Raw genomic sequence first — 26,966 nt, 5'->3', positions numbered from 1 at the left:
AAAAAGGAGCTAATTAGCTCCTTTTTTTTGTGTAACGACTTTTTGTTAACTAACTATTAATCAGCTTCATTTTCGTCTTGGTTGTGTATCTCTAAACCTGAAGACATCGCACTTTCTCGGGTGCTTTTTGCTGAATCGTTACGTAGCTTATCAATACGATTTAAATAGTTTTGATCAATATCGCCAGTAATATATTGGCCATCAAATACTGAAGTTTCAAACTTAGTAATTTCAGGATTTTCTTGGCTAACCGCAGCTATTAAATCTTTTAACGATTGAAAGATTAAACCGTCAGAACCAATACTTGCATTAATATCTTCTACTTCACGTCCGTGAGCAATAAGCTCAGCTGCTGAAGGCATATCAATACCGTACACATTAGGGAAGCGTATTTCAGGTGCCGCTGATGCAAAGTAAACGTTTTTAGCGCCAGACTCTCGGGCCATTTCAACAATTTGTGCTGATGTTGTACCACGAACAATTGAGTCATCAACTAATAATACGTTTTTACCTTTAAACTCGCGATCAATTGCGTTTAGCTTTTGACGCACTGATTTTTTACGCATCTCTTGGCCAGGCATGATAAATGTACGACCAATATAACGGTTTTTAACAAAACCTTGGCGATACGGTAAATCAAGCACACGTGCAATTTCCAGTGCTACATCACATGAAGTTTCTGGTATTGGGATAACTACATCAATATCTTTGTCAGCCCATTCACGTGCAATTTTTTCGCCTAGTTTAGTCCCCATGTTTACGCGTGTTGCGTACACAGACATACGGTCTATTGTTGAGTCAGGTCGAGCAAAATAAACAAATTCAAAAATACACGGCGAGTAAGATGCCTTATCAGCACAACTAAGTGAATGGAATTCACCTTCTTCTGTAACATATATAGCTTCACCAGGGGCTACATCACGTACAAACTCAAAACCGTCCGGTTTCAACGCAACGCTTTCTGAGGCAAACATGTACTCAGTACCTTTTTCGGTTTCGCGTTTACCAAATACAAGTGGGCGAATACCATTAGGGTCGCGAAAAGCAACAATGCCGTGGCCGATAATCATAGCAATAGTTGCATAACCACCGCTTACTTTATTGTTTACTTCGGTTACCGCAGTAAAAATATCTTCAGGGTCTAAATGCAACTTATCAGATTTGCTTAATTCATGTGCCATGATATTAAGTAAAATTTCAGAGTCTGATGTTGTATTAACGTGACGACGTGCTTCTGAGAATAACTGCTCTTTTAAAGCTTCTGCATTAGTAAGGTTGCCATTATGGGCAAGTGCTATACCAAACGGTGAGTTAACATAAAAAGGCTGTGCTTCAGATGAGCTTGAAGATCCTGCTGTAGGATAGCGCACATGGCCAAGACCAATTGTACCTTGTAGTCGTTTCATATGACGTGTGTGAAAGGCATCTTTCACTAAGCCATTTGCTTTGCGCAAGCTAAACGTATTATTCTCAATGGTAATGATACCCGCGGCATCTTGACCACGGTGCTGCAAAACAGTTAAGCCATCATAAATCGCCTGATTCACAGGGGATGTTCCGACTATTCCAACGATACCACACATGTAATTTATCCTCGCCGATTAACGGTTTACTGAATTTAAAAAGCTCGAGTTGTTTTCTAGGTACGAAAAGAACCATTCAACAACAAAGCCAAATTCTGGAATCAAAATAGAATTGCCCCACCAGTGCGTATTGGGTGCACCAGTAAAAGCATCAAGAAAGAAGAGTAACGCGCTCACGACCAACACGCCTCGTAGAGCACCAAACACTATGCCAAAAACACGGTCGGTACCCGATAAACCAGTACGATGTACAAGCTCACCTAAAATATAGTTTAGTAAACCGCCTAACAGTAGCGTCGCAAAGAATAATATGGCTATGGCCGCAGCATTTCTTAAAAGGGGTTCAGAAATGGTTGTTAGGAAGGAAGCTAAATATTGGTAAAATAAGCTAGAGATGATAAAGGCGCCAGCCCATACCGCTAATGACATTGCTTCTTTTACAAAGCCGCGTATTAAACCGATGATGGTAGACAATGCAATGATGCCAATAATGGCGTAATCAACCCAGATCATAAGAACCAATTAGTCGCTAATTTGGGGCGCATTCTATACCCAAACATCGTTAGTATGCAAGTTTAAACGGGAGATTACTGGGTTGTAGTCAATACAAAAAATTAACATTATAGAATGGGTATTGTGAGATAAAGATAATGGTAAAAACAAATATAAATAAATAAAAAAAGGCTTGTGATACAAGCCTTTTTTTAATTATTTTGTTACTTCGTATTGCGTAACTTTACCATTTAATTTAGTAAGCTCTTTCAGTTGGGGAAGCTGCTTTTGTAATTCATTTTTATCAAGCGAAGGACCAACAAATACCTTGGTTAACGTCCCATTTGGGGTTTTAATCGGTTTAGTAAACGTTTTAAACCCTTCAACTTTTAATTTAGCCTGTAATGCTTTTACATTTGCAACATGTGAAAAACTACCTAATTGAATAACGTAAGCCATACTTGTTAGGTTTTCATCACTTTTACGAGGCGCAATAGGTTTTGGTTTAGCCTGAACCGGTGCCTTAGTGATCGGTGTAGCTTTGGGTTCAATAGTCGCTTCAACAACTTTATTCTCTACAGCGTAGTCACTCTCATCCATAGCGTTTTGCTGCTCAAAAGCTTCATCGTCAGCTTGAATATCTTCAATTTCATCTTGTTTTAGTGGCTCAGCATTAGCCATGTTTTCATCAATTGACTCTTGAAGATCGATTGTTTTGAACTCAGGGCGATCAGGTATCGCTTTAAAGCCCTCTTTATAATGCACTTTTTCGCCATCGAGTATATTAGGGATAAACACAATTGCTGCGATCACTACTATACTTGTTCCGACTAAGCGATTAATAAAACTTGAGTTCACCGACATCCTCTCTATTTTTTAAAGTAATTAATAGCGCCGGCCACTGTAAAAAATGAACCAAATACAATCAACATAGTATCACTTTGTTGTTTTGGTAAAATTACACTCAGTGCCTGTGCCACACTATCATAGCTATTGATAGTATTATGATGAGATATACCCTGCAGCGCATTTTGTAAATTACTTGCAGTGTCGCCTCGCGGACCACTTAAGCTCGCTAATGACCACTCATCGACCAAGTGACTTACTTCTTTAAGTACACCCACTTTATCTTTATCAGCAAGCATAGCGGCTAATGCATGAATTTTAAAGCCTTTATCTTTATAGCTTGATAACTTATTGGCTAAATAACGCGCCGACTCAGGGTTATGTGCTACATCGGTAAAGACTAAAGGCTCAGCGCTTAACTGCTGAAACCGCCCTTCTACAACTAAATTAGCGAGGCAACTTCGTATGACTTGCTCACTAGGTAATAAGCTTAAAACACTTAGCGCAGTTAACGCAGTTGCTGCATTTTGACACGGTATTGCTGGCTTATCTATTACAAGATTATGTTCTTTATATTGCCAATTAAAGCTCTCAGCATTCTCTTTGAAAATAAAGTCACTGCCCGACAACGTCATATTGGCATTAATTTCTTTGCCGTAATCAGTCATTGTGTGAGGAATATTTAAATCCCCTATAATAGCAGGCGTATTTTCACGAAAAATACCGGCTTTATCATAAGCCACTAACTCTCGTGTATCACCTAGGTACTCTTTATGATCTAAATCGATAGTGGTGATCACGCTTGCAAAGGGAGTTACTATATTTGTAGCATCAAAGCGCCCGCCTAGACCAACCTCTAGTAATACATAATCGACCTTACAGCGTTTAAAAATTGCCAACGCACCCAAAGTACCATATTCAAAATAAGTCAGAGGAGTGTCTTTACGGCCTTGCTCAAGCTGGTGAAAAGCATCTATATGAAATTGGTCTGCCAGTTCTTCGCCATTAACTCGTACACGCTCGTTATAACGAATTAAATGAGGAGATGCGTAAGTACCCACGCTAAAACCTTGCGCTAGCAATAGCGACTCTAAGCAACGTGCAGTGGTGCCCTTACCGTTTGTACCGGCAATAAGAATAATTTTACTTGGAGTGTTTAAAAGGCCAATATTGTTGGCAACATTAGCAACTCGTTCTAGGCCCATTGCAATGTTAGCTGGGTGAACACTTTCTAAATAAAAAAGCCAATCATCAAGGCTTGATGATTGGCTAGGAATTGTTTTTGTCATAGCGTGTAATCAGTAAAGCTGAAATTTACGCTACTCTATGCTCTTGTTCCGTAGAAGGCAAGTTCATAAATTTAGCTAAAATGCGTGCAAGGGTATCGCGCATTTCACGGCGGTCAATAATCATGTCAATTGCACCATGTTCTAGCAAAAATTCACTACGCTGAAAACCTTCAGGTAATGTTTCGCGAACAGTCTGCTCAATAACACGAGGACCTGCAAAACCAATTAACGCTTTAGGTTCAGCAACGTTAATATCACCCAGCATAGCAAGTGATGCAGATACACCACCCATTGTCGGGTCGGTCATTACTGAAATAAATGGAAGACCTTTTTCCGTCATTTTTGCAAGTGCAGCACTTGTTTTAGCCATTTGCATAAGCGACATAAGCGCTTCTTGCATACGTGCTCCGCCTGATGCAGAAAAACAAATAAGCGGCATGTTATGCTCTAAACATTGATCAACAGCATCAACAAAGCGAGCGCCAACAACAGAAGCCATTGAACCACCCATAAATGAGAACTCAAATGCTACCGCTGCCACTGGAATACCTTTTAATCGGCCTTTCATAGCTACAAGTGCATCTTTTTCACCACTTGCTTTTTGGGCTGCACTGATACGGTCAGAGTACTTTTTAGAATCTTTAAACTTAAGAATGTCTTTAGGCTCATGTTGTGTACCAAGCTCTTGACGATCACCTTCATCTAAAAAGTGCTCTAGGCGCTTACGGCCACTAACACGCATGTGATGGTCACACTTAGGACATACGTTTAATGACTTTTCTAATTCAGCTTTATATAAAATTGAATCACACGATGTACACTTAGCCCAAACACCTTCTGGGATTTCTTTACGACCTGATGATTTTGTCGTTTTAGGTAAGATTTTTTCTAGCCAACTCATTTGCAACTCTCTTAATACTGTTCTGTGTCGCGAGCCTGCTAATAGCAATTAGCAGACAAATTTTTTCAATTAAAACATGAATTACACTAACGCGGTATAAAAAACTGGTCTTAGTAGTTAAAAGTGCTCATAAAAAGTACTTATACCACATCTATATCAGGCAAAAATAAAGGGCCTAAAGGTGTTTGAGGAATATTAAATTGCTCAGGGTAGTCAACATCCACTAAATACAAACCAGCAGCCTTAGCGGTAGCACTGGCCTTTGCGCGTTCTTTACAATCAAGTAACTCTTTTATCCATATAGGTTGTTGTTTATGTAAACCAACATCCATTAAGCTGCCTGTGATATTACGTACCATGTGATGTAAAAATGCATTCGCTTTAATATCAATAATAACGTAAGTACCTTGGCGCTGTACCGACAGATGATGAATTGTTCTTGTCGGTGTATTCGCTTGGCAATGTATCGCTCTAAAAGAGGTGTAATCGTGTTTACCTATTAAGTACTGACACGCCTCTTGCATCTTTGTTTCATCAAGATGATGATGAAAATGCGTAACACCCTCGTTTAATACCGCACCTCGTAGGGGGGAGTTATAAATAACATAGCGATAACGACGGGCTGTAGCACTAAAACGGGCATGAAAGTCATCAGCAACCGGTTGGGCAAAGCGAATAGCAATATCTTTAGGCATTAAAGTATTCATACCTAGTGTAAATGCGACCATATCGCGATCGGCTTGCGTTTCAAAGTGTATTACTTGGCCTGTACCGTGCACACCAGCATCTGTACGCCCTGCACATATAACTTCAACAGGATGATTACAAATACGCGACAACGCTTTTTCTACTTCTTGCTGTACGCTATTTACATGTGATTGACGCTGCCAACCACTATAACGTGCGCCGTTGTATTCAACTCCAAGTGCTACTCGCATAATTACTGTTTTACCTACTGTGCTAATGAACGAGGCATTTTATGCTATCTAACGATGCAATAAAAGGAGACCTGTCGTAATCAAACCAATACACATAAAAAAACCCGTATTTAGCTAAGCTAGATACGGGTTCTTATAAACATTTTAATTATTTTAGTTTAGCTTTTAAGCTAAGTGCTTCCTCTTGAACTTCTTCAGGACCTTTGTTAATGACATCCTCAATAACTTTAAGCGCAGAATCAAAATCATCAATTTCAATATAAGCACGCGCTAAATCAAGTTTAGCTGAGTAGCCACCACTTTCAGCATCAACATCCGTTGGGTTATCACCTGCAAGTAATGCATCAAACTCACTCAAACCGACATCCATATTAACGTCGGTGTAAGGTTCGTGTTCAAGTTCAGCGTCGTCACTTTCTTCTAATAATGAATCAATATCTACAAATTCGTCATTATCAAGTTGCTCAACATCACTACCTTCAACAAGTGACTCTTTTGTAGTTAATGAATCATCTGTCTCTAAGTCTTCTTTTAGCAAGCTGTCAAAGTCAACATCAAATTCACTGCTGTCATCAACACTTAAGTCTTCAGGCTCTGCTAACTCACTAAGTAATGAATCAAAATCAGTTTGCGTCAAATTCGACATAAACTCTTCATCAAGTTCGTCGTCAGAGCTAATATCAGTGCTACCCACTTCATCTAAGCTTGTTAACTGTACTTCGCGCTCTGCATTTGTTTGCTCTTGCGATTCGTCTGATAACTCATCAGTTAGCGCTTGCTCTAAACTATCTTCGTCAAATTCAGCATCTAATTCAGAAAAATCATTTTCAATTAAAATCTCATCATCAAAATCATTTTCTAAACTATCTAAATCAGCATCTGCCATAAGTGCGTTTGCTAAATCTTGCTCAGCTTGGCTGGAAGCGACTCCCGGTGCCTCACCATCTAAATCATCCCCTTGTAATTCTTCAGGGGTAAATGGCAACTCACTTTCTAATGTTTCTTGAACTTCATCAAGGTTAAGAGGTTTGATGTCATCTTCAATACTTGGTGGTTCAACAGAATCAACCTCATTATTAATTTCTTGAAGTAAATCATCATCAAGCGACTCATCTTCAATCTCCGTTTCAGTTTCTAATTCAGAGAAGTCATTATCAATTAATAGTTCATCATCAAAATCATCTTCTAAACTATCTAAATCAACATCTGCCATAAGCGCATTTGCGAGATCTTTCTCTGTTTGACTAAGTGCTACTGCATTTTCATCACTCGATACATCTCCTTTAAGCTCTTGCGGCTCAAACGAAGGCTCATTCTCTAATAATGATTGATCATCGTCTAATTCAAGTTCAGGATATTCATCCAACTCTTCACTTGGCGTTACAAGCTCGCTATCAAGCTGCTCTTCAATTTCAGTAAGATCTGAGTCATCGTCGCCCGCTAGCGGATCGTCACCAAGATCAACTTCTATTTCTTCAAGATCATCATCAAGCTCATCTAAAGACCAATCAGGTGTTTCTATATAGTCGTCATCAGTGGCCTGTTGTAGCTCACTTAAAAGCTCATCAACGCTCTTTAAAGTATCATCTGTATATTCTTCAAGTGCATCGTCAGGATCAAGAAGCGACTCTGATGTGTCTGAAAAATCATCAACCGTTGCATCTATAAGTTCTGGCTCTTCTAAAAGCTCAGGCTCTTCTTCAAGCTCTGGCTCATCGTAAAGCTCGGGCTCTTCTGCAAACTCTGGCTCTTCTTCAAGCTCGGGCTCTTCTGCAAACTCTGGCTCTTCTACAAGCTCTGGTTCTTCTTCAAGCTCAGGCTCTTCTTCAAGCTCTGGCTCTTCTTCAAGCTCTGGCTCATCGTAAAGCTTAGGCTCTTCTTCAAGCTCCGGCTCTTCTTCAAGCTCCGGCTCTTTTTCAAGCTCAGGCTCTTCTTCAAGCTTAGGCTCATCGTAAAGCTCAGGCTCTTTTACTAGCTCTGGCTTTTCTACTAGCTCTGGCTTTTCTACTAGCTCTGGCTCTTCTGCAAGCTCTAGCTCTTCTGCAAGTTCAGGCTCTTCTTCAAGCTCTGGCTCTTCATTTAATGATGAAGCAAGCGACTCAATATCATCAACATTTAATTCTTCTTGAGCATCTGCTAAATCCTCAACTGAGTCTGCTAATGCATTATCAATTTCTGAATCTCTTACATCTGAATTTTTTAGTTCATCATCAATTAGGTTATCTATGTCGTCTAAATCAAAGTCGTCACTTTCCTCAACTAATGATTTATCTGCAGTATCAACCGCTGCCTCATCAATTAAGCTATCTATGTCGTCTAAATCAAAGTCGTCACTTTCCTCAACTAATGAATCATTTGCAGTATCAACTGCTGCCTCATCAATTAGGTTATCTATGTCGTCTAAATCAAAGTCATCACTTTCCTCAACTAATGAATCATTTGCAGTATCAACCGCTGCCTCATCAATTAAGCTATCTATGTCGTCTAAATCAAAGTCGTCACTTTCCTCAACTAATGAATCATTTGCAGTATCAACTGCTGCCTCATCAATTAGGTTATCTATGTCGTCTAAATCAAAGTCATCACTTTCCTCAACTAATGAATCATCTGCAGTGTCAACCGCTGCTTCATCAATTAAGCTATCTATGTCATCTAAATCAAAATCGTCGCTTTCCTCAACTAATGAATCATCTGCAGTGTCAACCGCTGCTTCATCAATTAAGCTATCTATGTCATCTAAATCAAAATCGTCGCTTTCTTCTAGAAGTTCATCTTCGTCGAGTAACTCTGCATCAATTGAGTCATCTACCACATCACTTTTTGGGTCATTCGCTTCATCAATTAAGCTATCTATATCGTCTAAATCAAAGTCGTCGCTTGTATCAAGTTCAGCTGAAGTGTTACTTGAGGTATCTAATTCTGTTGATGTTTGATCTAATAATTCATCTATATCAAAATTATCATCATCTGCAAGCTCCTCACTTAAAGCCGCCATTTCATCATGAGACTCTAAGCTATCATCCTCTACAGCTTCGCTTGTTTGCGGTGCATCAAACTCAGGTAGACTATCGTCTTCATCAAACAAGCTATCTAAATCGTCATTAGTTAGAATTTCATCATTGTTTATTGAGTCATCAGATAAGTCTAAATCAATATCTTCAGCGTTTTCATCTGAAGGTTGATCAAACCCTTGCTGCATAAAAATATCGAGTTCATCATCGTCATCGGTATTTTCATCATCAAAAACAATGTCATCACTTAGTAGACTTTCAAGCTCATCCTGATCGAGTAAATTCTCACCACCTGAAAAATCATCTAGGCCGTCATCTAAATCATCATCAGGCAACATATCATTTTCGAGATTATCATCAAGTTGAACACTCAAGTCATCTAAAGGGTCGGGTACAATTGGATCGTCATTTAAACTTGGGCCTAAATCATCATCGCCAGTGTAAATTGGGGTTTGTGGTAAAAAGTCATCATCGTTTTGTGGCTCTTCTTGATTACTTGCTCGTTTGCGTAAAAACATAACAATTGCAAAAATAATCAGTAGACCAGGAATAAACATTAATAAACCCAGCACTATCGGATTTGAAAATAATGAGCTTAAATCAAACGATTCTTTTGGTACTATCTCTTGTTTTTTTTGCTGTGCAATAATCTCGTTTTGCTTAACAATTAGTTCTTTTAATTGATTTTGAATTTCACTGTCTTGTCCTAACTGTAAGCGTAAGTTTTCGAGTTCGTTTGAAATACCTGATAATTGTTTTTTAAGATTATTATTCTCAACTAAAATTTCTTCTACATTGCTTACAGAATTTTTAAATTGTTGTTGTAACTCAACCAGCTTAGTACTTTGCTCTGTTTTTATTTCATTTAATTCTTTCTGTATCTCTTTTTTGGCATCGTCTACGTCGACTTTACGAGCTTGGGTTACTTTTGTTTGTGCTGAGGTAATTTCGCTTTGCGTAAGTGTGCCATTTTTTTTCTTTTCCCATAATGCATCATCTTGCTCTGAGCGTTGTTTTGCAAGCTGTGTATTTACACCTTTTATTTCGGCTAAAGTAGGGATTTTTAAATAGGCACCATTTTGAATATGATTAAGATTTTGTTCTAAAAATGAGTTGGGGTTTTTGTTATACAAGGCCTGCATAACTTGATAAATGCTGACGGAGTTATCTGGGCGCACTTTAGCCGCTATACGCCAAAGTGTGTCTGTTGGTTTAATTGGCCCAATAGATCGCCCTTGCGCACCATAGTCAACGCCTTTAGGCCCCTTTAATTGGGTACTGTCTTGAGAGTAAACTGGCGTTACTATCAATGCAGACGCTAATATAATAAGTGTAACTAAACCGCGCATGCTGATCCTTTAATATTTAAATATTAACAAAACACTTAAAGCTTAAGTGCATAAATATTGTTGATTATTGCTGTTATCAGCCAAATGACTGACTCGCATTTATTATTACAATCTATTTTTATTGCAAGCTCTATTCCAATTACAAACTATAAACCAGTTAAGGCTTAATATCCATCGCAACACCTTGAAAATAAATGCCTTAAAACATCTTTATAAATATTAATTTATTGAGTGTTATCAATCAGTTTTTATACTTTTAAAAATAAACGGCAAAAAATTGACAAGCTCTATAAATAAAAAGCGGCAAACAAATAATGTTTACCGCTTCGAATGTGTGTTTAGCGCTATTAACTATTACATGTAATTAGCAATAAGCTCTTCTGCAATTTGAATACTGTTAGTTGCAGCACCTTTGCGAGTGTTATCACTTACAACCCACATGTTTAATCCATGAGGATGAGAAATATCAGCACGTAATCGGCCTATATAAACAGTATCGTTACCACTAGCGTCAGACACTGCTGTAGGGTAATCACCTTCATCATCAATTAGCTCGACACCAGGCGCGTCTTTTAAAAGTTGCTTAACGTGTTCAAAGTCATAAGGCATGCGCGTTTCAATATTAATTGATTCTGAGTGACCAAAAAACACGGGAACACGTACACATGTAGGATTTACTGCAATAGTGGTATCACCCAAAATTTTATGAGTTTCATTTACCATTTTCATTTCTTCGCGTGTATAGCCATTATCCTCAAAGCTATCAATTTGAGGAATAACGTTAAATGCAATTTGCTTTGGAAATACTTTATTATCCATAGGCCGTGCATTCATCAAGTTAGCTGTTTGCTTTGCAAGTTCATCAACCGCTTCTTTACCTGCGCCCGATACAGCTTGGTAAGTAGATACGTTAATACGGTCTATTCCGTAAGCATCATAAATTGGTTTAAGTGCTAACATCATCTGAATAGTTGAACAGTTAGGGTTAGCAATAATATTACGATTCCTAAAATCAGCTAGGCTTGAAGCATTAACTTCTGGCACCACTAGTGGGATTTCAAAATCATTTCTAAAGTGCGATGTATTATCGATTACAATACAGCCGGCATCAGCAGCAATAGGAGCATATTTTTCAGATACACTACCACCAGCAGAAAACAAACCTATATGCGCTTGGCTAAAATCAAAGCCTTCAACGTCAAGTACTTCAATGGTCTCACCACGAAACTTTATGTCTTCACCTGCGCTGCGGCTGCTCGCAAGTAAAAAAAGCTGATCTACAGGAAACTTACGATCTGCTAGCGTTTCAATGATTTGACGGCCTACTAAACCAGTAGCGCCAAGTACGGCAACGTTATATTTTTGCGACATATTTCTTCCTCTATAAACGACATTAAAACAACATCGTTAGTTAAATAATTATTTAGCTATGCTAAAGCCAAGTTGACTAAGTGCTGCTAGTTGTGGGCTCTCACCTTGTAGGAATAAGGTGCTAAATTCTCGCCTTACCGGATAGTTTTTACGTAAACTATCAAAGCCCTCACCTTCTAAATGACGAAGTAAAATTCCGTCATCGCGGCGTACGTCATAAATTAAATGCACCAAACGGGCAATATCTTGCTCGCTTAGGCTTTGCGTAACAGTTGCATTTGTAATAGCAGGTATTGGTAAAAAATCATCCAACGATTTACTCACCTCTACACCTTTTAGGTCACACAATTTTTGATACAACATTTGTGTACCTCGTGCTTTCCCCTCAAGTGTATGCCCTGCGATATGCACACTGGCATAACGCACATGCTCTAGTAGTTCAGTTAGAATATTGGGCTCTTTTTCCCATACATCAAGTACTATATCTAAATCAGCCCCAGCTTCCATTACCTCAAGCAATGCTTGGTTATCAATTACGTCGCCTCGGCTTGCATTAATTAGCGTGGTTCCAGGCTTAAGTGCTTGTAATCGCTCTTTACCCATCATGTGCAGCGTTTTGTGCTCGCCACTTTTAATAAGTGGAATATGAAAAGTAACAACATCTGATTGCGCTAATAACTCATCAAGCGCTACATGCTCTTGTAATAAGCCCTGTTCGTGCTTAATTGGATCGCATAACAGTACGTCGACATTTAATGCTTTTAATTTTTGCGACAAACACGTGCCAATGTTACCCATTCCTACAATACCAATTGTTTGACCACACAATGGGCGCGCATTTTCTTGGCTTAATGCAAATAAACTACTAATTACATATTCAGCTACAGCAACGGCATTACAACCAGGAGCACTAGTAAAAGCAATATTTCTTTCATGTAGTAATTGCGTATCAATATGGTCAATGCCAATTGTCGCAGTGCCCACAAAGCTCAGCTTGTTAGCTTGTGCCAATAGTTCATGATTAACATTAGTCACTGAACGAGTAAGGAGTACATCTACATTTATTAATTGTTCAGGCGTTAATTTACGACCATCAAAACGCTCAACCTCACCAAAGTCTGCAAAGTACTGCTCAACTAAAGGCATATTTTGATCGGCAAGAATTTTCATCACTGAGTCCGTTTGGCAATTAAGTGGCGCCATTGTAACGAACAACCAAGCCTTTACACAAACTAAAAAGGCGCATTTTAGCTGATACAAATACTTAAAAGTGGTTATGTTGATTGTTTTAAATCAGCAATTTAAATTAGGGATTTAAATTATGTGGATAATAATTTTACTATTGAATATATAAAGGCCGAATCACAGCATGATTCGGCCTTTGTTATGAAAAATAAACGTCAATTACATTGAATTTTATTTACTTGATTTTAGTTTATAGCTCAAAATCTTTTTTGAATTTCAAACCAAATTCACTGCGGTCATTACTACGCATTACACCAACAAAACCTGATTGTTGTAGGCGACCAACATCGTAAACTTCGTTTAGAACGTTTTCACCATACAGTGTAACTTCCATATCGCCATATGGATTAGTGTACGAAATATTAAAACCAACTAGTTCACGAGAATCAATGGTCTCACTTTGGTTGTAAACTGATTGACCTTGCATTTCACTGCGATACGAATAATTAGCATTAAACGCAAGTGTTGCGCCACTCTCTAAATCCATAAAGTAAGAAGGTGCAACCATGACAGTCCAGCGTGGCGTCAGTGCTGGTGAATCGCCTTTACCTATGCCTTGTACGCCCTCAGCCACTTCTGTTATTTCAGAATCTAAATAACCAACTGCACTACGAATAGTAAAGTCATCGGTAATAGCAACAGTTGTTTCAAGCTCAATACCTTGCGCTTTAGATTGACCCGCATTTTCTACAATTGTTACAAAGCCACCACCCGCTGTTGGATCTGAAAACGGTAATGCTAAATCGGTGTAATCAGTCACAAATACCGCAAGCATCATAGATACATTTTCGTGTACTTGGCCTTTTAAGCCCATTTCGTAGTTAATCGCTTTTGTTTCGTCAAACGATACAAATTGATCTGGTCCACCAAATGGACGCGGTGGAAAACCACCTGTTTGATAGCCTTTTTGAATCTGGCCATAAACATTCATATTATTGCTAAGCTGATAAGATGCATTTACATCCCATGTAACTGCATCAAAATCTGCACTTACATATTTACGAGTTGGAAATGATGGGAATATAGCATTTGCATCTTTCTTATCTTTTGAATAACGAAGGCCACCACCAACCGTTAAATCGTCAGTTAAATCGTAGCTGGCATTTATATATGCTGCATACGAATTAGTTTCTTGGTTAATTTCAAATTCGCCGTAACCGCCAAATGATTCTGTTACACCATCATTCAACAAGCCATTAGGTGTATTAAATGGGCTAAATACAAACGGGCCTGAACGTGTAAAGCCATCTTCATTAAAAAAGTAAAGACCAGATACAAAGTCCATATTATCGAATGTTGCATTTAGCTGAACTTCAAATGAGTACTGATCAGCACCGCCCTCCTCTGGAAACTCAGACAAGTTTAAAGGTGATGCATCATCATCTAGGCCACCTTCATACTCAGATGTACGGTAGCTTGAGATAAACTTAGTGGTATAAGTATCGTTAATTGCCCAGTCGGCTGAAAACGATGTGCCCCAACCTGAGTAAGAGGTAGATTCAATACCCGCAACAGTTGTGCCTAAATCATCAGGGTCTGATGGAATTAAATCTTGAGTCAATAATGGGAAGTCGCCATTAAAAACATCATTTGAGTCTAGTGGGTCTGTCAATTCAATAGTATAAGGCGATTGGCCAGATTCGTTATCAACACCATCTAAAGAAAAAGTGAATGCTAAGTCGGTATTTGCTTGCCATTTAAGTGCAACACGACCACTAAATTCTTCTTCTTCACCAATTTCTTTTTCTGGGTTTGCTAAATTAACAGCTTCGCCCACACCATCACGTGTTTTGTACGATGCACTTGCAGACATACTTACATCATCTGTTAGTGAGTTATTAAAATAAACATCACCGGCAATACGTCCTCGGCTTCCCAGCTTAGCTGCAGTAGTAACAATACCTTCATCACCAGGTTGCTTTGTAATTACATTTACAGCGCCCCCTAATGTATTACGGCCATATAAAGTACCTTGTGGGCCACGAAGCACTTCAACACGCTCAACATTAGGTAATGATAAGTTAGAACCCATTTGACGACCTAAGTACACACCATCAAGATACACACCCACACCCGGATCGGTAGTTATTATGTGATCTTGCAAACCTATACCGCGGATAAATACAGACGCATGCGCTGAATTGCCCACACCATAGCGGGTAATATTTAAGTTTGGAACATATTTACCAATATCTTCTAGGTTACTCATATTGGCTTTATCAATTAGGTTAGCGCCAATTGAAGTGATAGCGGTTGGAGATTCAAACAGGCTCTCTGTACGTTTACGAGCTGTGACTTCTATCTTTTCAAATGCGTCTTGTTTAGCTGTTGTTTTAGTTTCTTCGGCGTTTACAGAGGTAGTGAGTGCAGCAAAAATTGCTAGACTTAGCTGTGAGAGGTTACGTAATTTCAAAATATTCTCCAAAGGATACCGTGTGATTTAGTTATGCATTTATACTTAAGAGTATAAATTTCAGGCATAAAAAAAGATGCGTAATGCATCTTTCCTCTGGATGGGTATTATATGACAGAATTGTGAAGAAATGTATAAAATATTTAAATAAGTGTATAAAGAATAAAAGTAATTCAGGCATTGTTAGCTTTAGGTGGATTATCATAAATAAAGAACATTAATATCAACCTCACTAAAAAGCTGTTTTAAAACAAAAAACCGCATAAATACAATTTTAAAAAGCACATAAAACGTACTTTACACATGTACTTTAGTGTATAAAAAAAGAGCTGCAACACATTCTCCTACCATTGAAATTAACTAAAAATAAGAATATAGTACTAAAATGTAGTCTATGGATAGAATATTATGAATATCGAAAACACAGCTGATAAAAGCCTCAAATGCTTCACAAATCCAAATTACACTTCACTTTTTTGTGTTGCAGCTGACTTCAACGTTTTACTTGTTAATTATCAAGCTTTAAACGTCATTACCAATTATGAACTTATTAATCAATTCATGCTAAAAAATGGTCACCAAGGACTGGTAATTTTTGATGTCCCAAAAGACTGCGATGTACTGGCATTAAAAGAGTGGCCAAATTTAAAAGGATTGTTTTACGAAGGCACTGACGAAGTACTACTTCAACAAGGATTAGAAGCCATTGAACAAGGAAAGTTATGGTTCCCTCGTGCAGTAACCGATGATTGGATGAGGCAAATGCTAGCGAGTGAACAACAAACTACGCTGCAATCAAACAACTTAACCTGCAAAGAAATGAAAGTATTAAACTTATTATTTTCTGGCTTACATTCAAGTGCAATTGCAGACACCCTATTTATCAGTGAGGCTACTGTTCGCGTCCATTTACATAAAGTGTATCAAAAGATTGCTGTGAAAAATAAACAACAAGCATTACTTTGGTGCCAAAAAAACTTAAATAAGGTTAATAATTAAGCGGACTTATTTGAAACCTTATTATGTCAGAATATTCACCGGCAGCTTGCCTTTCAAAATCATTTAGTTGAATTTTCAAAGGTAACAAATAAACGGTTTGTCCTGAATATGAGAATTTATGTTGTGATACGTTATTTAGTTCAAGCCAACTTCCTGCCAGCTCTAGACTGTAATTAATTGCATATTTATCTCTATAGAGACTGTGTATTAATTTACCATTATTATCTGAACTTACAGATAATTGAATATCTGAATTAGTAACAACTTGTAAACTAGGTAACATAGTGTATTCCTTACCCGGTATTAGCTCTCCCAAATTAATAGTATTTGAAAATGTATTATACCCAAGTACAGAAAGACTTGTTCTAGGCACAATATTTTCTTGAATGCTATATTCTCGTTCATCTAACAACTTGCTCCCCTGATCGTATAATTTCATTTGGAGTCTATCTGTATAGACACCAGCTTTAATCGGCGTTCCTGATGGTATTAGTAACGACAATATCGTCGAAGAATTAGTAAAGCTCAACTTTAAAGTTGATGTGCTAACTAACTGACTCTGTATACTTTGCATTTGGTACGGAACACTTTGAAATTGCCCTTTCAACTGAGCTTGGTTCTCACTTGTAATCAAGAGCTGTAATTGACAACTCTCATCATTAATAACGCTTATACGTAGCTCTTTCTTAGAGTCTACTTGCTGTAAGGCATGGTAGCTTTCAAAATCATCATAAATATGTTCAACCTTATCGAACCTAGCAGCACATTGCGCATGAATTAAAGGCGTAAAAATAAATAGTGCTAAACCACCCAATAATAAACTTACTTTTTTATTGTACATAAATAGCTCCTTTGCGCTGTAATTGTTCACCTTCAGATACTTCAATCGTAAAATGTGACTTTTCTGCATTCTTAAGTGTAATTTCATAATTACAGGCGGTTAAACCTGTTAATGCAAATCGTCCTTTTTTATTCGTAAAAAATGTATGCTCTTTCTTACTACTATTATCTAAACAAATAGCCGTTCCAACCTGTAACGATAGTGGCTTTTTTTGTTGGTCGTACAGCGTTGCAATGACTGATATGTTAGCGGCAGTCCCTATTGTAATTGCATGACCCGTTCGATAAGGTGAATAAAGAGTAATAATACCAGAACCTATATCATACCCTGGCGCTAAGTTATCAATATCGACTGCAACGTTGGTTGAGGCGTATGAACTTATATCGTTCAATAAAATAGTCTCGAAGTCTTCATTATCGGCCCTATATTCATCTTCATATTGCCCCAATATAACTTTTTTTCCTTTAAGGCTAGAGTGAGGTTTTACTAAAGCGAAGCTATCGTATATGGGTTTCCCAACAGCCCAACTCTTATCTGCAAATGCTATACTTGACGCCAAGCTTAATCGGCTCTGATGGTAAGCTGAGTCCTCATTAAATTGCTCGTAAAAACTCCCATGATCAAAGTTCATAACAAAACGATTCGCGTTATATTGAGTATTTAAATCAAAAATAGCTTCATTTTGATCATTTTTTTCAAGCCCAGCTCTTATGTTCAAAGCTCCAACATAGCGCTGATTACTATCTTGAGAGAATTCTAAACGTGTTTTGTCACGCCTAGATTGATGAGATAATTTAGCCCGTCGAGTATTAGAAAACTTATAAGTGACAGACAACCTTACATCCCATTGACTTTCTTCAGCGAGACCCTCCCACTGCCCACCTAAACTATATCTCCATTGGCTATTATCGATCTCACCAGAAAGACTAACCCCAATTGATTTATCAAATTGAGCTTCATCATATGACCTTGATAAGCTTGTAAAAAAAGATGTTTGCGTATTATCGCCCCAAAAAAAACTATAATTAGCCTGAATATAATGCTCTCTTAAACGAGAACTAGATTGAGAATCAGGCCGATAACCAAGTCCTGTAAAATATCTTGATGAGTATTCATAACCCACCGTTATGTCAGTGTTATTATCACTATGATTTCTATAGTTACTATAAACAATGCGATAAGCATGGCCTGTTTTTTCATTGAAACTTATCGCATTTTCAAACGCAATCTGTCCAATTTTAGCTGCATAAATATTTTTAAAACCAACCTGCTGAGAATACTCATCACCCTGTACTGCCGCACCCGCTGTCCAGCTAGGTGTAATGCCATAATCAAGATAAAAGCTGGCTAGTGGCTCGTCGTAATCATAATCTAGCTCACTACCTAAGCGTGAAGGAACGCCTAAATGAAACTCATATTCAAGTTGCCCTTGAGCAAAAAGATCTAAACCTGTCGTTACGTCAAAATCAACAAAACGCACAACTCCTGCTATATCAGTGATCCTCAGAGTAATATTATTGCTTCCTTCATTAAGGGGAATATCATCAAGAGAATATATACCTGCGGCTAAATTAAGTTTTTGTACTATACGTTCGCCAACTAACACCTCTACAGAGGATGGACTCTCTAAGGTAAAGCTACGAGAAGCACTGGGTCTGATAGGTCTGTCAGAAACTAGCGAAAAATCATGTGAAAGCGACAAACCGAGTACCCGTGCTGTTGATTGAAAATAACTACCTGAACTATAATTATCACCGACTGATATACGTAACCCACTAAGCGGTAGGTCATGTATTATACGAGTACCTAAGCGCCTAATATTTGATGAAGTAGGAGTCACTTCAGATAAATACTCCACTTCGTTTTCTAAAACCCACCCTTCCCAGCTCACTACCATTTCAGAGCGAATAGCTAAGAGCTCATCTGTTGTGTCCTCGCCTTTATCTTGCTGATAAAAATAACTTGAATAAGCATTAACAAATCCACTTAGTTTAGCGGGTTCCGATGCTGTTAAATTCCTTGAATCAGATTTTAAACTTAGCTGTTGAGGGCGAGTCAGTCTAAGAGGTACTGATATTTCTAAGCTAAAATCACTCATATCGAATGAAATATTATATCCAAATGACTCTAATGCTTTTGTATCAATAACATTATTATTAACTTTAAACTCTAAAGAATCAAAATCTTCTGAAAATAAAAGTCGTTCGAATGAAACTTTAATTTCACTCCATTTAAGTGATAAATTATCATTTGGGTCAACTGCAAGAGTTAATTTACCAATAGCATTTTTATTCAGTTCTGCTTCAACGCTGAGTTCGATGGTTCTTTTAGACGGGTTAATTTTTGAATAACATAATTGAGTAAAGCTCAATAAAAATATGCATAATAAAACTCGCATAACTAGCGAGCCAGCACTAAACGTAGATGATTTAAACTTCCTTCCTGTAAAGATTGTGGCATAGGGACTTTTATGACACTGGTGCTATGAGGAGCAAAAAAAACATCGTATCCGTTTGCTTTTAATTGATCTTTTAAAATTCGATCGCTCAGGGTTTTATTTTTAGTGATTTTTATTTCATAATCACTTAATCGTCCTGCCCCTTTTCCTTCATTTAATACTTCAGTGACGATAAAGCCATCCTCAACATGAGGTTCTTTTATAGTCAGTTTAGGAACTAATCGAGGTTGATCCAAATGAACAATTAAATTTACATTTAACAGCATCGTAAGTTGTGACTGTTTATTTATAGACTGCTTTGCAATGGGCTGCTCAATCAAACTAACTTGATAGCTTTTATCTGTACTAGGAAGTTTTTTATCTAACCATCTAAATTGCAACTGCTGGCTTTGCCCTGGTTGCAAAAATAGCGATGGAGGAAAAACCCACAATGGAGAGTCATCTAAAGAAATTAATTTAGGCGTGCCTTGAGAAAAGTCAATTTCGTAAATTTGTATATCAAAAGCAATGTCTCTTGGTAACTGATTGTGAACCAAGCTAGAAGCGTTACTTGAACGACTATCAGGGGAGAAAGTAACCACCATAGGCGTTACTTCTACAGCAAAGGTCGGTGCAATTACAATTACATATATAAGAAAGTAACTGCATATCCGCAGCATTAAAAATTGACCTCTAGATCACTACTAGCTGCATTAAACTTTGTTGGAATTTTTATTGAGACCTCACGGCTAGATTTTGGTAATAAAATTTTTCCAGTCAATGCTTTACTCAATTCGGTCCCTTCTAATAATAGCTCTTGATCATCGCCTTTAATAAGCCACTGTGCCTGCGATAAGCGAATATATTTATTGCCTGTATTTTCCAGAAGCACATTCCATGTTTCTGTATCTACTTGGCGTTTATTTTTAATTAATAATTTTGCCTCAGCACCTTTAGGCACCACATTAAACAAAGTTCTAAAGCTAACTGACATACCAACGCCTGATTGCCCCGCTTTCTCTAAATCAACAGATACCTGATCAATAGCTATTCGGTATGCTTTTGAGTTTTCTAACATTGGTTCGCCAATATATCGAACAATTACCGACTGACTTTTCCCGGACGGAATAATTGTAGTCATGGGAATAATTAAAAAGTCTTCTTCATTCGCTTTTAATGTTTCATCACCGTTGGAAGCTATTAGTAAATCAAAAGCTGATATCTCAATAGTTAAAGAACTATCTGAAGGGTTAGATATACGAATTGTTTGTTGTGATTGGCTACCTGATGATTCAAGCTCTGCGACCATTGGTTTAACTTGAAAAGCCAGTGTAGAATAAGAGCTGAGTAAAAGTATCATTAAAAAGATATAACGCATATAGAGTCCCTCCTGCTAAATTAAAAGGCAGTAATTACTGCCTTTTATTATGCTAATTAGTTAGCTGTTATTGCCAACATCAGCGTATCTGCATAAGTACCGGCATAAACAGGCTCTTGAGTCACAGTTAATAAAATATTACCTGTGACTCCTCCTGCAGCAAGCGTTGACGAACCAGGCTGACTTTGCGATTCTGTCTGATCATTTTGACCATTTTCAGCTGAAAGTGTAAAATTAAATGCGTCTGCAGTTAACATTGCTGTGTAGCCAACACCTTGATTTTCTTGATCAGCATTCTGTAAATGCCCTTCAGATGTCGTTAATGACATAGTAGCACCATCGGCATCGTTACATTGCAAATCAAAGCCTACGTTTTTAGTCGCACCATTTGTTAATGTTTGGAAGAATTGTGTTGTGTTAATATTACTCACTGCACAAACCGATGACACTGCACCACCAACATTAAGGTTTTCAGCAAATGCTGCGCCAGATGTTAGAGTTGCAATTGCTGATAACACGATTAACTTTTTCATTTTAATATTCCTTATCCATGTGACATATTTGTTTATATTTTATAGTTAGTGTTTACCAAACTCCACCAGATACAACCGATGGTGTCATTTCTATGCGAAGCACATCCTGGTAGCTTCCGGCATAAATTAAAGGCTCATCTAGTTTTAACTGTAATTTAGCTACACTGTTAAATAAAATCTTATCAACATCAAAATTGTACATAGATTTGAGCTCAAGTGCTGTTGCGGAAACGTCGCTTGAAACGCCCTCTATTGACCAATTAATATTATAAGCATTTATTTGAGTACTTTGCTGGTGGCGCAGGCCACCATTTTCAGATTGCATTGATACTCGCATAGGTGAATTACAATTAATCACTAGCTTTGTACTCGCAAGGCCATCTGAAGAAAACTGAAGGTTGTTATTTTGAGTAGTAAAGCCGCACACTGGTGAAATATGACCTACCAGAGTTAAACTTACTTCATCATTACTGAATGCATTCATTGCAAAGCAACATAATAAAAACCAAGTTAGCTTCTTCATCAGCGCCATTTCCTTTGAACAACCTAGCTAAGACAGGAGTAATCTTATGATAAAAACACCGTTTAGAAAGTTTCTATTTGCTTATATCTAGCTTTACTTATTAATAATTTCGACTATGCAACACTATAAAATATAAACATTTAAACTAAATAACTTATGTAAAACACTTATAATTAAATGTTAACAAATCTATATGGTAGTAAATGCAATACTTACGGCTTGTAAGTTACATTAAGACGTTATAAACAAGAATCACCAATCGTATGCTTTATATCCAACCCCAGTACTAAACATTTTTAAACACAAACATTCGCACCTGATTAATTTAAAAAACAAAATAATATTGACTAAAAATTAAATAAAAACTTTAAACCATTCTGTTTATTAGATAAATACTCGTTATGCACTTATACTAATAAAGAAATCAACATGTAAATAACAAATAGGAACAACATATGAAAAAGCTATCTGTAGCAGTGGCTGTATGTGCAGTTTTAGCATCTAGCTATGCTAGTGCTGAGGTAAGAATTAATGGTTTTGCATCAATTGTCGGTGGTAAAAGTCTGGAAGATGATCGCGGCCGCTATGGCTATGATGATGACATTTCGTTTAAAAATGAAAGTGTGTTTGCACTGCAGTTATCTACTGACTTACAAGAAAAATTAAGTGCGACAGCACAAATTGTAGCTCGTGGTAATAATGATTTTGATGCAGAATTTGAGTGGGCTTACTTAACTTATGAATTTAATGATGAGTTTCAATTAAGCGCTGGTAAAATGCGAGTGCCTTTTTACCGTTATTCTGACTTTATTGATGTAGGTTATGCATACCGTTGGGTGCGTCCACCAGAGTCAGTATACAGCATCCCTTTTTCTACTTACGAAGGGTTAAGCTTACTTTATAATTCGCAACTTGGTGACTGGGATTCTACAGTACAAGTCATTTATGGTAGCTTCGATGGTGAAATTGAAGCCGTCACTTACCATGATAAAGCTGAATTAACTGATATCGCCGGTATCAATTGGACGCTATCTTATGACTGGTTTAGTGCACGTGCTGCTTATTTAATCGCAGACACATCAATAGCACTTGGTCAGAATGATACTGACGATATAGTTGGTGCTCAAATAAATGAACTTGAAAACGTATTGCGTCAAAGCGGGTTAACAGCACAAGCAGATGATCTTGATATTAATGAAGACGACGGTACGTTTATTGGCATTGGTTTTTCAATTGATTATAACAATGTGTTATTTGATGCCGAGTATACTCAATTTGAAGTTGACAATAGCCTTTTAGCTAAACAGACTCAGTATTATGCTTCTGTTGGTTACAGAATGGATGACGTAATTGTACACTTCACTTATGAAGATAATGACGATGAGCATGAGTCCTCTCGTTACAATCAAATCCAAGCTATCCCTTCACTAAATAGTGCTCTAAACAGCGCATTAGATGGAGTTAAATCACAAAGTAATGTGTATACAATTGGTACGCGTTATGATTTTCATCCTTCCGCTGCTTTCAAGATCGACTTTAGTCGTTTTGAAGATGACATAACTGATACAGAGACGGATGTTGTAGCTGTTGGTGTAGATCTTGTCTTTTAATTGGAGCTTATGATGAAAAAATTAATTTTAGTAAGTGCACTTTCATTGTGCTCAATTAATGTATTTGCAGAAGTTGCTGTGATTATTAATCCAAGCAATGCTAGCTCTGTAGATGCTGACACAATAAAAAAGATTTATCTGGGAAAAAGTAAGTCATTTAGTAATGGCGATAAAGTTAATCCTATAAATCAAGACGGTACATCTGTAGCTGATGAATTTAACGACAAAGTAGTGGGTAAGTCTAGCAGTCAGTTAAATGCATATTGGTCAAAGCTTGTATTTACAGGTAAAGGTACCCCGCCTGAAAAACTAACATCTGACCAAGCTGTTATTGATTTTGTTGCAGCTAATGGAAATGCAATTGGCTATGTTGATAGCGCTAAAGTGACCGATAAAGTAAAAGTTATTGCGACCTTTTAGCAGTGAAATTGATATAAAAAACCACCCAGAGGTTAATACAGATAGGTTGAGAAATATTTAACTAATCGATAAACCGGCCTTCGGGTTCCTTTATGAAGGCTTCTGAATTTATTCAGAGGCCTTTTTTTGCAACCCACTACAACACTTTCTCTAGCCAATAGCTACGCACCCAATTCAGAAGACTTCTGTCAACTGAGTGTTACGACGTGTGCAATTAATATTATTAACTTAATTCAGACTATGTTTATTGAGAACTCAGGGAGTATCCCTAAATAAATAGAGCAATAGTAAGCTAAAGTAGAGCATCACATATTACTAATAAAGCGGGAGTGGACATATACTAGGTATGTCAAACCAGATATCCAAACAAAAAAGCCAGTCAGCGGTTAACTAACTGGCATCAACCCTAGGGTAGATTTTTATACTGGCTCAGTACTAAGCTTTACTCGATTCTAAACTTAGCGGTTGCATCTAATAGGTTATCAGATAGGTAATGTAGGTTTTTGGCTACGTCGCGTACAGCAAGTAGTGAGTCCATAGTATCTTCGAACGATACATGCATATTTGACACATTATCTACTACCATAGCTGCAACGGATGTTTGCTCTTCAGTTGCTGCTGCTATTTGCGAATTCATACCATTAATTTCTAACATTTGCTCTGCGATTTTCTCTATTGAAATACCTGTTTTTTCTGCGGCTGTAGCATTATCTGTTGCCATATCACGTGCTGAAGTCATAGCAGCTACAGATTCATTTGCGGCAGTCGTTAATGATCCCAATAGTTCACGTATTTCATTAGTAGAATGTGCAGTGCGAGAAGCCAGTTCACGAACCTCATCTGCCACTACAGCAAAGCCTCTTCCATGTTCACCTGCTCGTGCAGCTTCAATAGCAGCATTAAGAGCAAGTAAGTTTGTCTGATCTGCAATAGACGTAATTACATTCAAAATCTGCGATACATTTTTTGTATCGTCCGCAAGCTTATTAATAGTCCCTGCAGCTCGATTAATTTCATCACTGAGCGTACGAGAAGCGGTAACTGACATCTGTACTTGTGTACGACTTTGTTCAACTTCTTTCTCGGCCGTTTCAGCAGCGTGAGAAGCGTTAGCAGCAGATTCTGATATATCACCAACACTCTGCTTCATTTCTTCCATAGATTGCTTAACAATTTCAGCATCAGTGGTTTGCTTTGTTGTAGCACGCTCAGCTTGTTCCATACCTTGAACTAGTCGTGTTGAGTTTTCCATTAAAGGCTCACATACAGCAATAACTTCAAGAACTGTTTCTCTTAGTAAGGAAATAAATGCGTTAAAATTAATAGAGACTTGGCCAATTTCGTCTTCTGAGTTAACAGATAGCTGTGTGCTTAAAGAACCATTGCCGCTTGCTAATAAACTAAGGTTGTTAGCTGCATCACTCGCAGATGAACCTATATTCTTAGCAATCCAAATAGCCATAAACAATAATAAAATTAATGAAATAATGGATACAGCTAACATTAGAGTTAATGCTTCATCAGAGCGCGCTTTAGTGTTGGCAACCAGTTCAAAAAAACGATTATCCGCTTTTTGTTGAGCGCCTTTAAAACTTTCTAAAACAGATCCATATAAACTTGTTTTAAGCTGCGCTTGTTGCTGAATCTTACTAAAATCAGCAGTACCGTTAACCATACCTGTAGCAATACTTGAGGATATTTTTTCATAATCTGACAACTCATTAATAATATCGTTATTAATGTAGGAGTTATTAAGCTGCGTTATTAAGGTAATATTAGACTCTAAAGTTTGATATACCTCGTCTGCTTTAACGATAAGGTCTTGCTCACCAAACGTAACCGCTTGGGTATAAAGTTCATCAAGTTTTTCTAAAAGCCCTACGTTTTGCGACGTTATTTTTACAACTTTATACGATGAGTTACTCATTTCATCGAGAGAAACCTTATTATCATTCATAGCTAAATAGTTTATCAATACGATCACTATAAAAGCCACTACCGCAATGCATGTTATTGCATGTATTTTTTTTGTTATGCTTAGGTTTTGAAAAGAGAAGCCTGAAGCCATACTGTGCTACCTTATTTTATTGTCTATATTTATTATCGGCTTGATATCTATAAGTGTGAGCTAAATTTGTAATATTTCTAGTTTTTTCTAACAAATAGAAGGATTATTTAACAACAACCACACACTGTCCAAAAAACAATCACAATAAATTACAGATACAAAAAAACCAGTAACATCACTGCTACTGGTTTCTAAATTTGGTGCGGATGGGGGGACTTGAACCCCCATGCCCTAAAGCACCACCCCCTCAAGGTGGCGTGTCTACCAATTCCACCACATCCGCATTTTTTAAGCTTTCGCTTAATTGTTAAACATGTGATTTATTTGAGGACTATAAATCGTTTAACGATAGCTTTACGCTAAATTAGTTTGGTACGTCAGAGCTTTGCTCTTTAGTAGATGTTACTGGAACATCTTCTTCAACAGGAACTACTGTTTCTACTGCTGGAGCTGCTTCTAGGTTTTCCCATTCGTCAGTCTTTTTAATTTGACCAGCAGTTAGGTTTCCTAACACAATGCTTAATACAAAAAATACCGTTGCTAAGCTTGTGGTTGTTTTTGTCATAAAGTTACCTGCACCTGACGAACCAAAAACTGTGCCTGATGCACCAGCGCCAAATGAAGAACCCATATCTGCGCCTTTACCTTGTTGAATTAAAACCATTCCAACTAGAGCCAAAGCCACAACTAAATAAACTACTAATAAAATTTCGTACATC

The 26,966-nt window shown here is 37.5% G+C and carries 21 protein-coding genes and 1 tRNA gene; 3 read left to right on the top strand and 19 right to left on the bottom strand.

All coding sequences use genetic code 11. The annotated features are described in order from the left end of the window. Positions 1 to 56: 56 nt before the first annotated feature. The 10 genes from purF to L659_RS0114065 all read right to left on the bottom strand — a co-directional run bounded on the left by purF (position 57) and on the right by L659_RS0114065 (position 15,438). On the bottom strand, positions 57 to 1,583 hold the full coding sequence (gene purF / locus L659_RS0114110) for an amidophosphoribosyltransferase (protein ID WP_007580920.1): 1,527 nt from the start codon (positions 1,581 to 1,583) through the stop codon (positions 57 to 59). Positions 1,584 to 1,601: 18 nt separating this feature from the next. Next, complete coding sequence (locus L659_RS0114105) at positions 1,602 to 2,096, bottom strand: CvpA family protein (RefSeq protein WP_007376853.1); 495 nt, start codon at positions 2,094 to 2,096, stop codon at positions 1,602 to 1,604. Between the two features lie 195 nt (positions 2,097 to 2,291). Beyond that, positions 2,292 to 2,933 carry an SPOR domain-containing protein gene (locus L659_RS0114100; protein ID WP_024590975.1) on the bottom strand — a complete coding sequence of 214 codons (642 nt, stop codon included), beginning with the start codon at positions 2,931 to 2,933 and terminating at the stop codon, positions 2,292 to 2,294. 11 nt (positions 2,934 to 2,944) lie between these two features. Continuing rightward, positions 2,945 to 4,210, bottom strand: a complete 1,266-nt coding sequence (folC, locus tag L659_RS0114095) for a bifunctional tetrahydrofolate synthase/dihydrofolate synthase (RefSeq protein ID WP_024590974.1) — start codon at positions 4,208 to 4,210, stop codon at positions 2,945 to 2,947. Positions 4,211 to 4,235: 25 nt separating this feature from the next. Then, complete coding sequence (accD, locus tag L659_RS0114090; RefSeq protein WP_007376856.1) at positions 4,236 to 5,111, bottom strand: acetyl-CoA carboxylase, carboxyltransferase subunit beta; 876 nt, start codon at positions 5,109 to 5,111, stop codon at positions 4,236 to 4,238. Positions 5,112 to 5,251: 140 nt separating this feature from the next. After that, positions 5,252 to 6,049, bottom strand: a complete 798-nt coding sequence (gene truA, locus L659_RS0114085; RefSeq protein ID WP_024590973.1) for a tRNA pseudouridine(38-40) synthase TruA — start codon at positions 6,047 to 6,049, stop codon at positions 5,252 to 5,254. A 148-nt stretch (positions 6,050 to 6,197) separates the two neighbouring features. Next, the gene (locus L659_RS0114080; protein WP_024590972.1) at positions 6,198 to 10,409 is read right to left on the bottom strand and encodes a FimV/HubP family polar landmark protein; all 4,212 of its coding nucleotides are present in this window, start codon (positions 10,407 to 10,409) and stop codon (positions 6,198 to 6,200) included. A 354-nt stretch (positions 10,410 to 10,763) separates the two neighbouring features. Further along, entirely contained in the window at positions 10,764 to 11,780 is a 1,017-nt protein-coding gene (locus L659_RS0114075) for an aspartate-semialdehyde dehydrogenase (protein ID WP_007586655.1), read from the bottom strand. Between the two features lie 48 nt (positions 11,781 to 11,828). Beyond that, complete coding sequence (locus L659_RS0114070) at positions 11,829 to 12,950, bottom strand: 4-phosphoerythronate dehydrogenase (protein WP_024590971.1); 1,122 nt, start codon at positions 12,948 to 12,950, stop codon at positions 11,829 to 11,831. 265 nt (positions 12,951 to 13,215) lie between these two features. After that, on the bottom strand, positions 13,216 to 15,438 hold the full coding sequence (locus L659_RS0114065; protein ID WP_024590970.1) for a TonB-dependent receptor: 2,223 nt from the start codon (positions 15,436 to 15,438) through the stop codon (positions 13,216 to 13,218). 408 nt (positions 15,439 to 15,846) lie between these two features. On the opposite strand from L659_RS0114065, the gene L659_RS0114060 reads away from it, so the two are divergent. Then, on the top strand, positions 15,847 to 16,437 hold the full coding sequence (locus L659_RS0114060; protein WP_024590969.1) for a LuxR C-terminal-related transcriptional regulator: 591 nt from the start codon (positions 15,847 to 15,849) through the stop codon (positions 16,435 to 16,437). Here L659_RS0114060 and L659_RS0114055 read toward each other — a convergent pair. The 6 genes from L659_RS0114055 to L659_RS0114030 form a co-directional block, all read right to left on the bottom strand. Next, positions 16,427 to 17,278: a hypothetical protein gene (locus L659_RS0114055; protein ID WP_024590968.1), complete on the bottom strand. Its 852-nt coding sequence runs from the start codon at positions 17,276 to 17,278 to the stop codon at positions 16,427 to 16,429. The genes L659_RS0114060 and L659_RS0114055 overlap by 11 nt on opposite strands. Next, on the bottom strand, positions 17,268 to 19,676 hold the full coding sequence (locus L659_RS0114050) for a fimbria/pilus outer membrane usher protein (protein WP_024590967.1): 2,409 nt from the start codon (positions 19,674 to 19,676) through the stop codon (positions 17,268 to 17,270). Before L659_RS0114050 ends, L659_RS0114055 begins: the two co-directional genes overlap by 11 nt. Before the next feature lie 2 nt (positions 19,677 to 19,678). After that, positions 19,679 to 20,320 (bottom strand): hypothetical protein, encoded by a 642-nt coding sequence (locus L659_RS0114045; RefSeq protein WP_148664645.1) that lies wholly within the window; start codon positions 20,318 to 20,320, stop codon positions 19,679 to 19,681. 74 nt (positions 20,321 to 20,394) lie between these two features. Beyond that, positions 20,395 to 21,093 carry a fimbrial biogenesis chaperone gene (locus tag L659_RS0114040; protein ID WP_024590966.1) on the bottom strand — a complete coding sequence of 233 codons (699 nt, stop codon included), beginning with the start codon at positions 21,091 to 21,093 and terminating at the stop codon, positions 20,395 to 20,397. Positions 21,094 to 21,149: 56 nt separating this feature from the next. Further along, positions 21,150 to 21,626, bottom strand: a complete 477-nt coding sequence (locus L659_RS0114035; RefSeq protein WP_010553857.1) for a hypothetical protein — start codon at positions 21,624 to 21,626, stop codon at positions 21,150 to 21,152. Positions 21,627 to 21,678: 52 nt separating this feature from the next. After that, positions 21,679 to 22,149 carry a hypothetical protein gene (locus L659_RS0114030; RefSeq protein WP_024590965.1) on the bottom strand — a complete coding sequence of 157 codons (471 nt, stop codon included), beginning with the start codon at positions 22,147 to 22,149 and terminating at the stop codon, positions 21,679 to 21,681. A gap of 455 nt (positions 22,150 to 22,604) precedes the next feature. Between L659_RS0114030 and L659_RS0114025 the strand changes: the two genes are divergently transcribed. After that, positions 22,605 to 23,759, top strand: a complete 1,155-nt coding sequence (locus L659_RS0114025; RefSeq protein ID WP_024590964.1) for a porin — start codon at positions 22,605 to 22,607, stop codon at positions 23,757 to 23,759. A gap of 12 nt (positions 23,760 to 23,771) precedes the next feature. Continuing rightward, positions 23,772 to 24,179 (top strand): phosphate ABC transporter substrate-binding protein, encoded by a 408-nt coding sequence (locus L659_RS0114020; protein ID WP_024590963.1) that lies wholly within the window; start codon positions 23,772 to 23,774, stop codon positions 24,177 to 24,179. Between the two features lie 442 nt (positions 24,180 to 24,621). On the opposite strand, the gene L659_RS0114015 is transcribed toward L659_RS0114020, so the two are convergent. The 3 genes from L659_RS0114015 to secG all read right to left on the bottom strand — a co-directional run bounded on the left by L659_RS0114015 (position 24,622) and on the right by secG (position 26,965). After that, positions 24,622 to 26,247: a methyl-accepting chemotaxis protein gene (locus tag L659_RS0114015; protein WP_024590962.1), complete on the bottom strand. Its 1,626-nt coding sequence runs from the start codon at positions 26,245 to 26,247 to the stop codon at positions 24,622 to 24,624. Between the two features lie 198 nt (positions 26,248 to 26,445). Next, a tRNA-Leu gene (locus tag L659_RS0114010) sits at positions 26,446 to 26,530 on the bottom strand. An 81-nt stretch (positions 26,531 to 26,611) separates the two neighbouring features. Next, positions 26,612 to 26,965 carry a preprotein translocase subunit SecG gene (gene secG, locus L659_RS0114005; protein WP_002962769.1) on the bottom strand — a complete coding sequence of 118 codons (354 nt, stop codon included), beginning with the start codon at positions 26,963 to 26,965 and terminating at the stop codon, positions 26,612 to 26,614. Between the last annotated feature and the right edge of the window lies 1 nt (position 26,966).

Source organism: Pseudoalteromonas sp. S8-8, from assembly GCF_000497875.1.
In the GTDB taxonomy this organism is placed as follows: Bacteria; Pseudomonadota; Gammaproteobacteria; order Enterobacterales; family Alteromonadaceae; genus Pseudoalteromonas; species Pseudoalteromonas arctica.
The sequence above is the reverse complement of the archived record's forward strand: the minus strand, read 5'-3'. Positions and strand labels throughout refer to the sequence as shown.

What these genes read in the sequence shown, in the direction of transcription:
- purF (WP_007580920.1), bottom strand. Translation starts at nt 1,583, where the DNA reads ATGTGTGGTATCGTTGGAATAGTCGGAACATCCCCTGTGAATCAGGCG.
- L659_RS0114105 (WP_007376853.1), bottom strand. Translation starts at nt 2,096, where the DNA reads ATGATCTGGGTTGATTACGCCATTATTGGCATCATTGCATTGTCTACC.
- folC (WP_024590974.1), bottom strand. Translation starts at nt 4,210, where the DNA reads ATGACAAAAACAATTCCTAGCCAATCATCAAGCCTTGATGATTGGCTT.
- accD (WP_007376856.1), bottom strand. Translation starts at nt 5,111, where the DNA reads ATGAGTTGGCTAGAAAAAATCTTACCTAAAACGACAAAATCATCAGGT.
- truA (WP_024590973.1), bottom strand. Translation starts at nt 6,049, where the DNA reads ATGCGAGTAGCACTTGGAGTTGAATACAACGGCGCACGTTATAGTGGT.
- L659_RS0114080 (WP_024590972.1), bottom strand. Translation starts at nt 10,409, where the DNA reads ATGCGCGGTTTAGTTACACTTATTATATTAGCGTCTGCATTGATAGTA.
- L659_RS0114075 (WP_007586655.1), bottom strand. Translation starts at nt 11,780, where the DNA reads ATGTCGCAAAAATATAACGTTGCCGTACTTGGCGCTACTGGTTTAGTA.
- L659_RS0114070 (WP_024590971.1), bottom strand. Translation starts at nt 12,950, where the DNA reads ATGAAAATTCTTGCCGATCAAAATATGCCTTTAGTTGAGCAGTACTTT.
- L659_RS0114060 (WP_024590969.1), top strand. Translation starts at nt 15,847, where the DNA reads ATGAATATCGAAAACACAGCTGATAAAAGCCTCAAATGCTTCACAAAT.
- L659_RS0114055 (WP_024590968.1), bottom strand. Translation starts at nt 17,278, where the DNA reads ATGTACAATAAAAAAGTAAGTTTATTATTGGGTGGTTTAGCACTATTT.
- L659_RS0114050 (WP_024590967.1), bottom strand. Translation starts at nt 19,676, where the DNA reads ATGCGAGTTTTATTATGCATATTTTTATTGAGCTTTACTCAATTATGT.
- L659_RS0114045 (WP_148664645.1), bottom strand. Translation starts at nt 20,320, where the DNA reads ATGGTGGTTACTTTCTCCCCTGATAGTCGTTCAAGTAACGCTTCTAGC.
- L659_RS0114040 (WP_024590966.1), bottom strand. Translation starts at nt 21,093, where the DNA reads ATGCGTTATATCTTTTTAATGATACTTTTACTCAGCTCTTATTCTACA.
- L659_RS0114035 (WP_010553857.1), bottom strand. Translation starts at nt 21,626, where the DNA reads ATGAAAAAGTTAATCGTGTTATCAGCAATTGCAACTCTAACATCTGGC.
- L659_RS0114030 (WP_024590965.1), bottom strand. Translation starts at nt 22,149, where the DNA reads ATGAAGAAGCTAACTTGGTTTTTATTATGTTGCTTTGCAATGAATGCA.
- L659_RS0114025 (WP_024590964.1), top strand. Translation starts at nt 22,605, where the DNA reads ATGAAAAAGCTATCTGTAGCAGTGGCTGTATGTGCAGTTTTAGCATCT.
- L659_RS0114020 (WP_024590963.1), top strand. Translation starts at nt 23,772, where the DNA reads ATGAAAAAATTAATTTTAGTAAGTGCACTTTCATTGTGCTCAATTAAT.
- L659_RS0114015 (WP_024590962.1), bottom strand. Translation starts at nt 26,247, where the DNA reads ATGGCTTCAGGCTTCTCTTTTCAAAACCTAAGCATAACAAAAAAAATA.
- secG (WP_002962769.1), bottom strand. Translation starts at nt 26,965, where the DNA reads ATGTACGAAATTTTATTAGTAGTTTATTTAGTTGTGGCTTTGGCTCTA.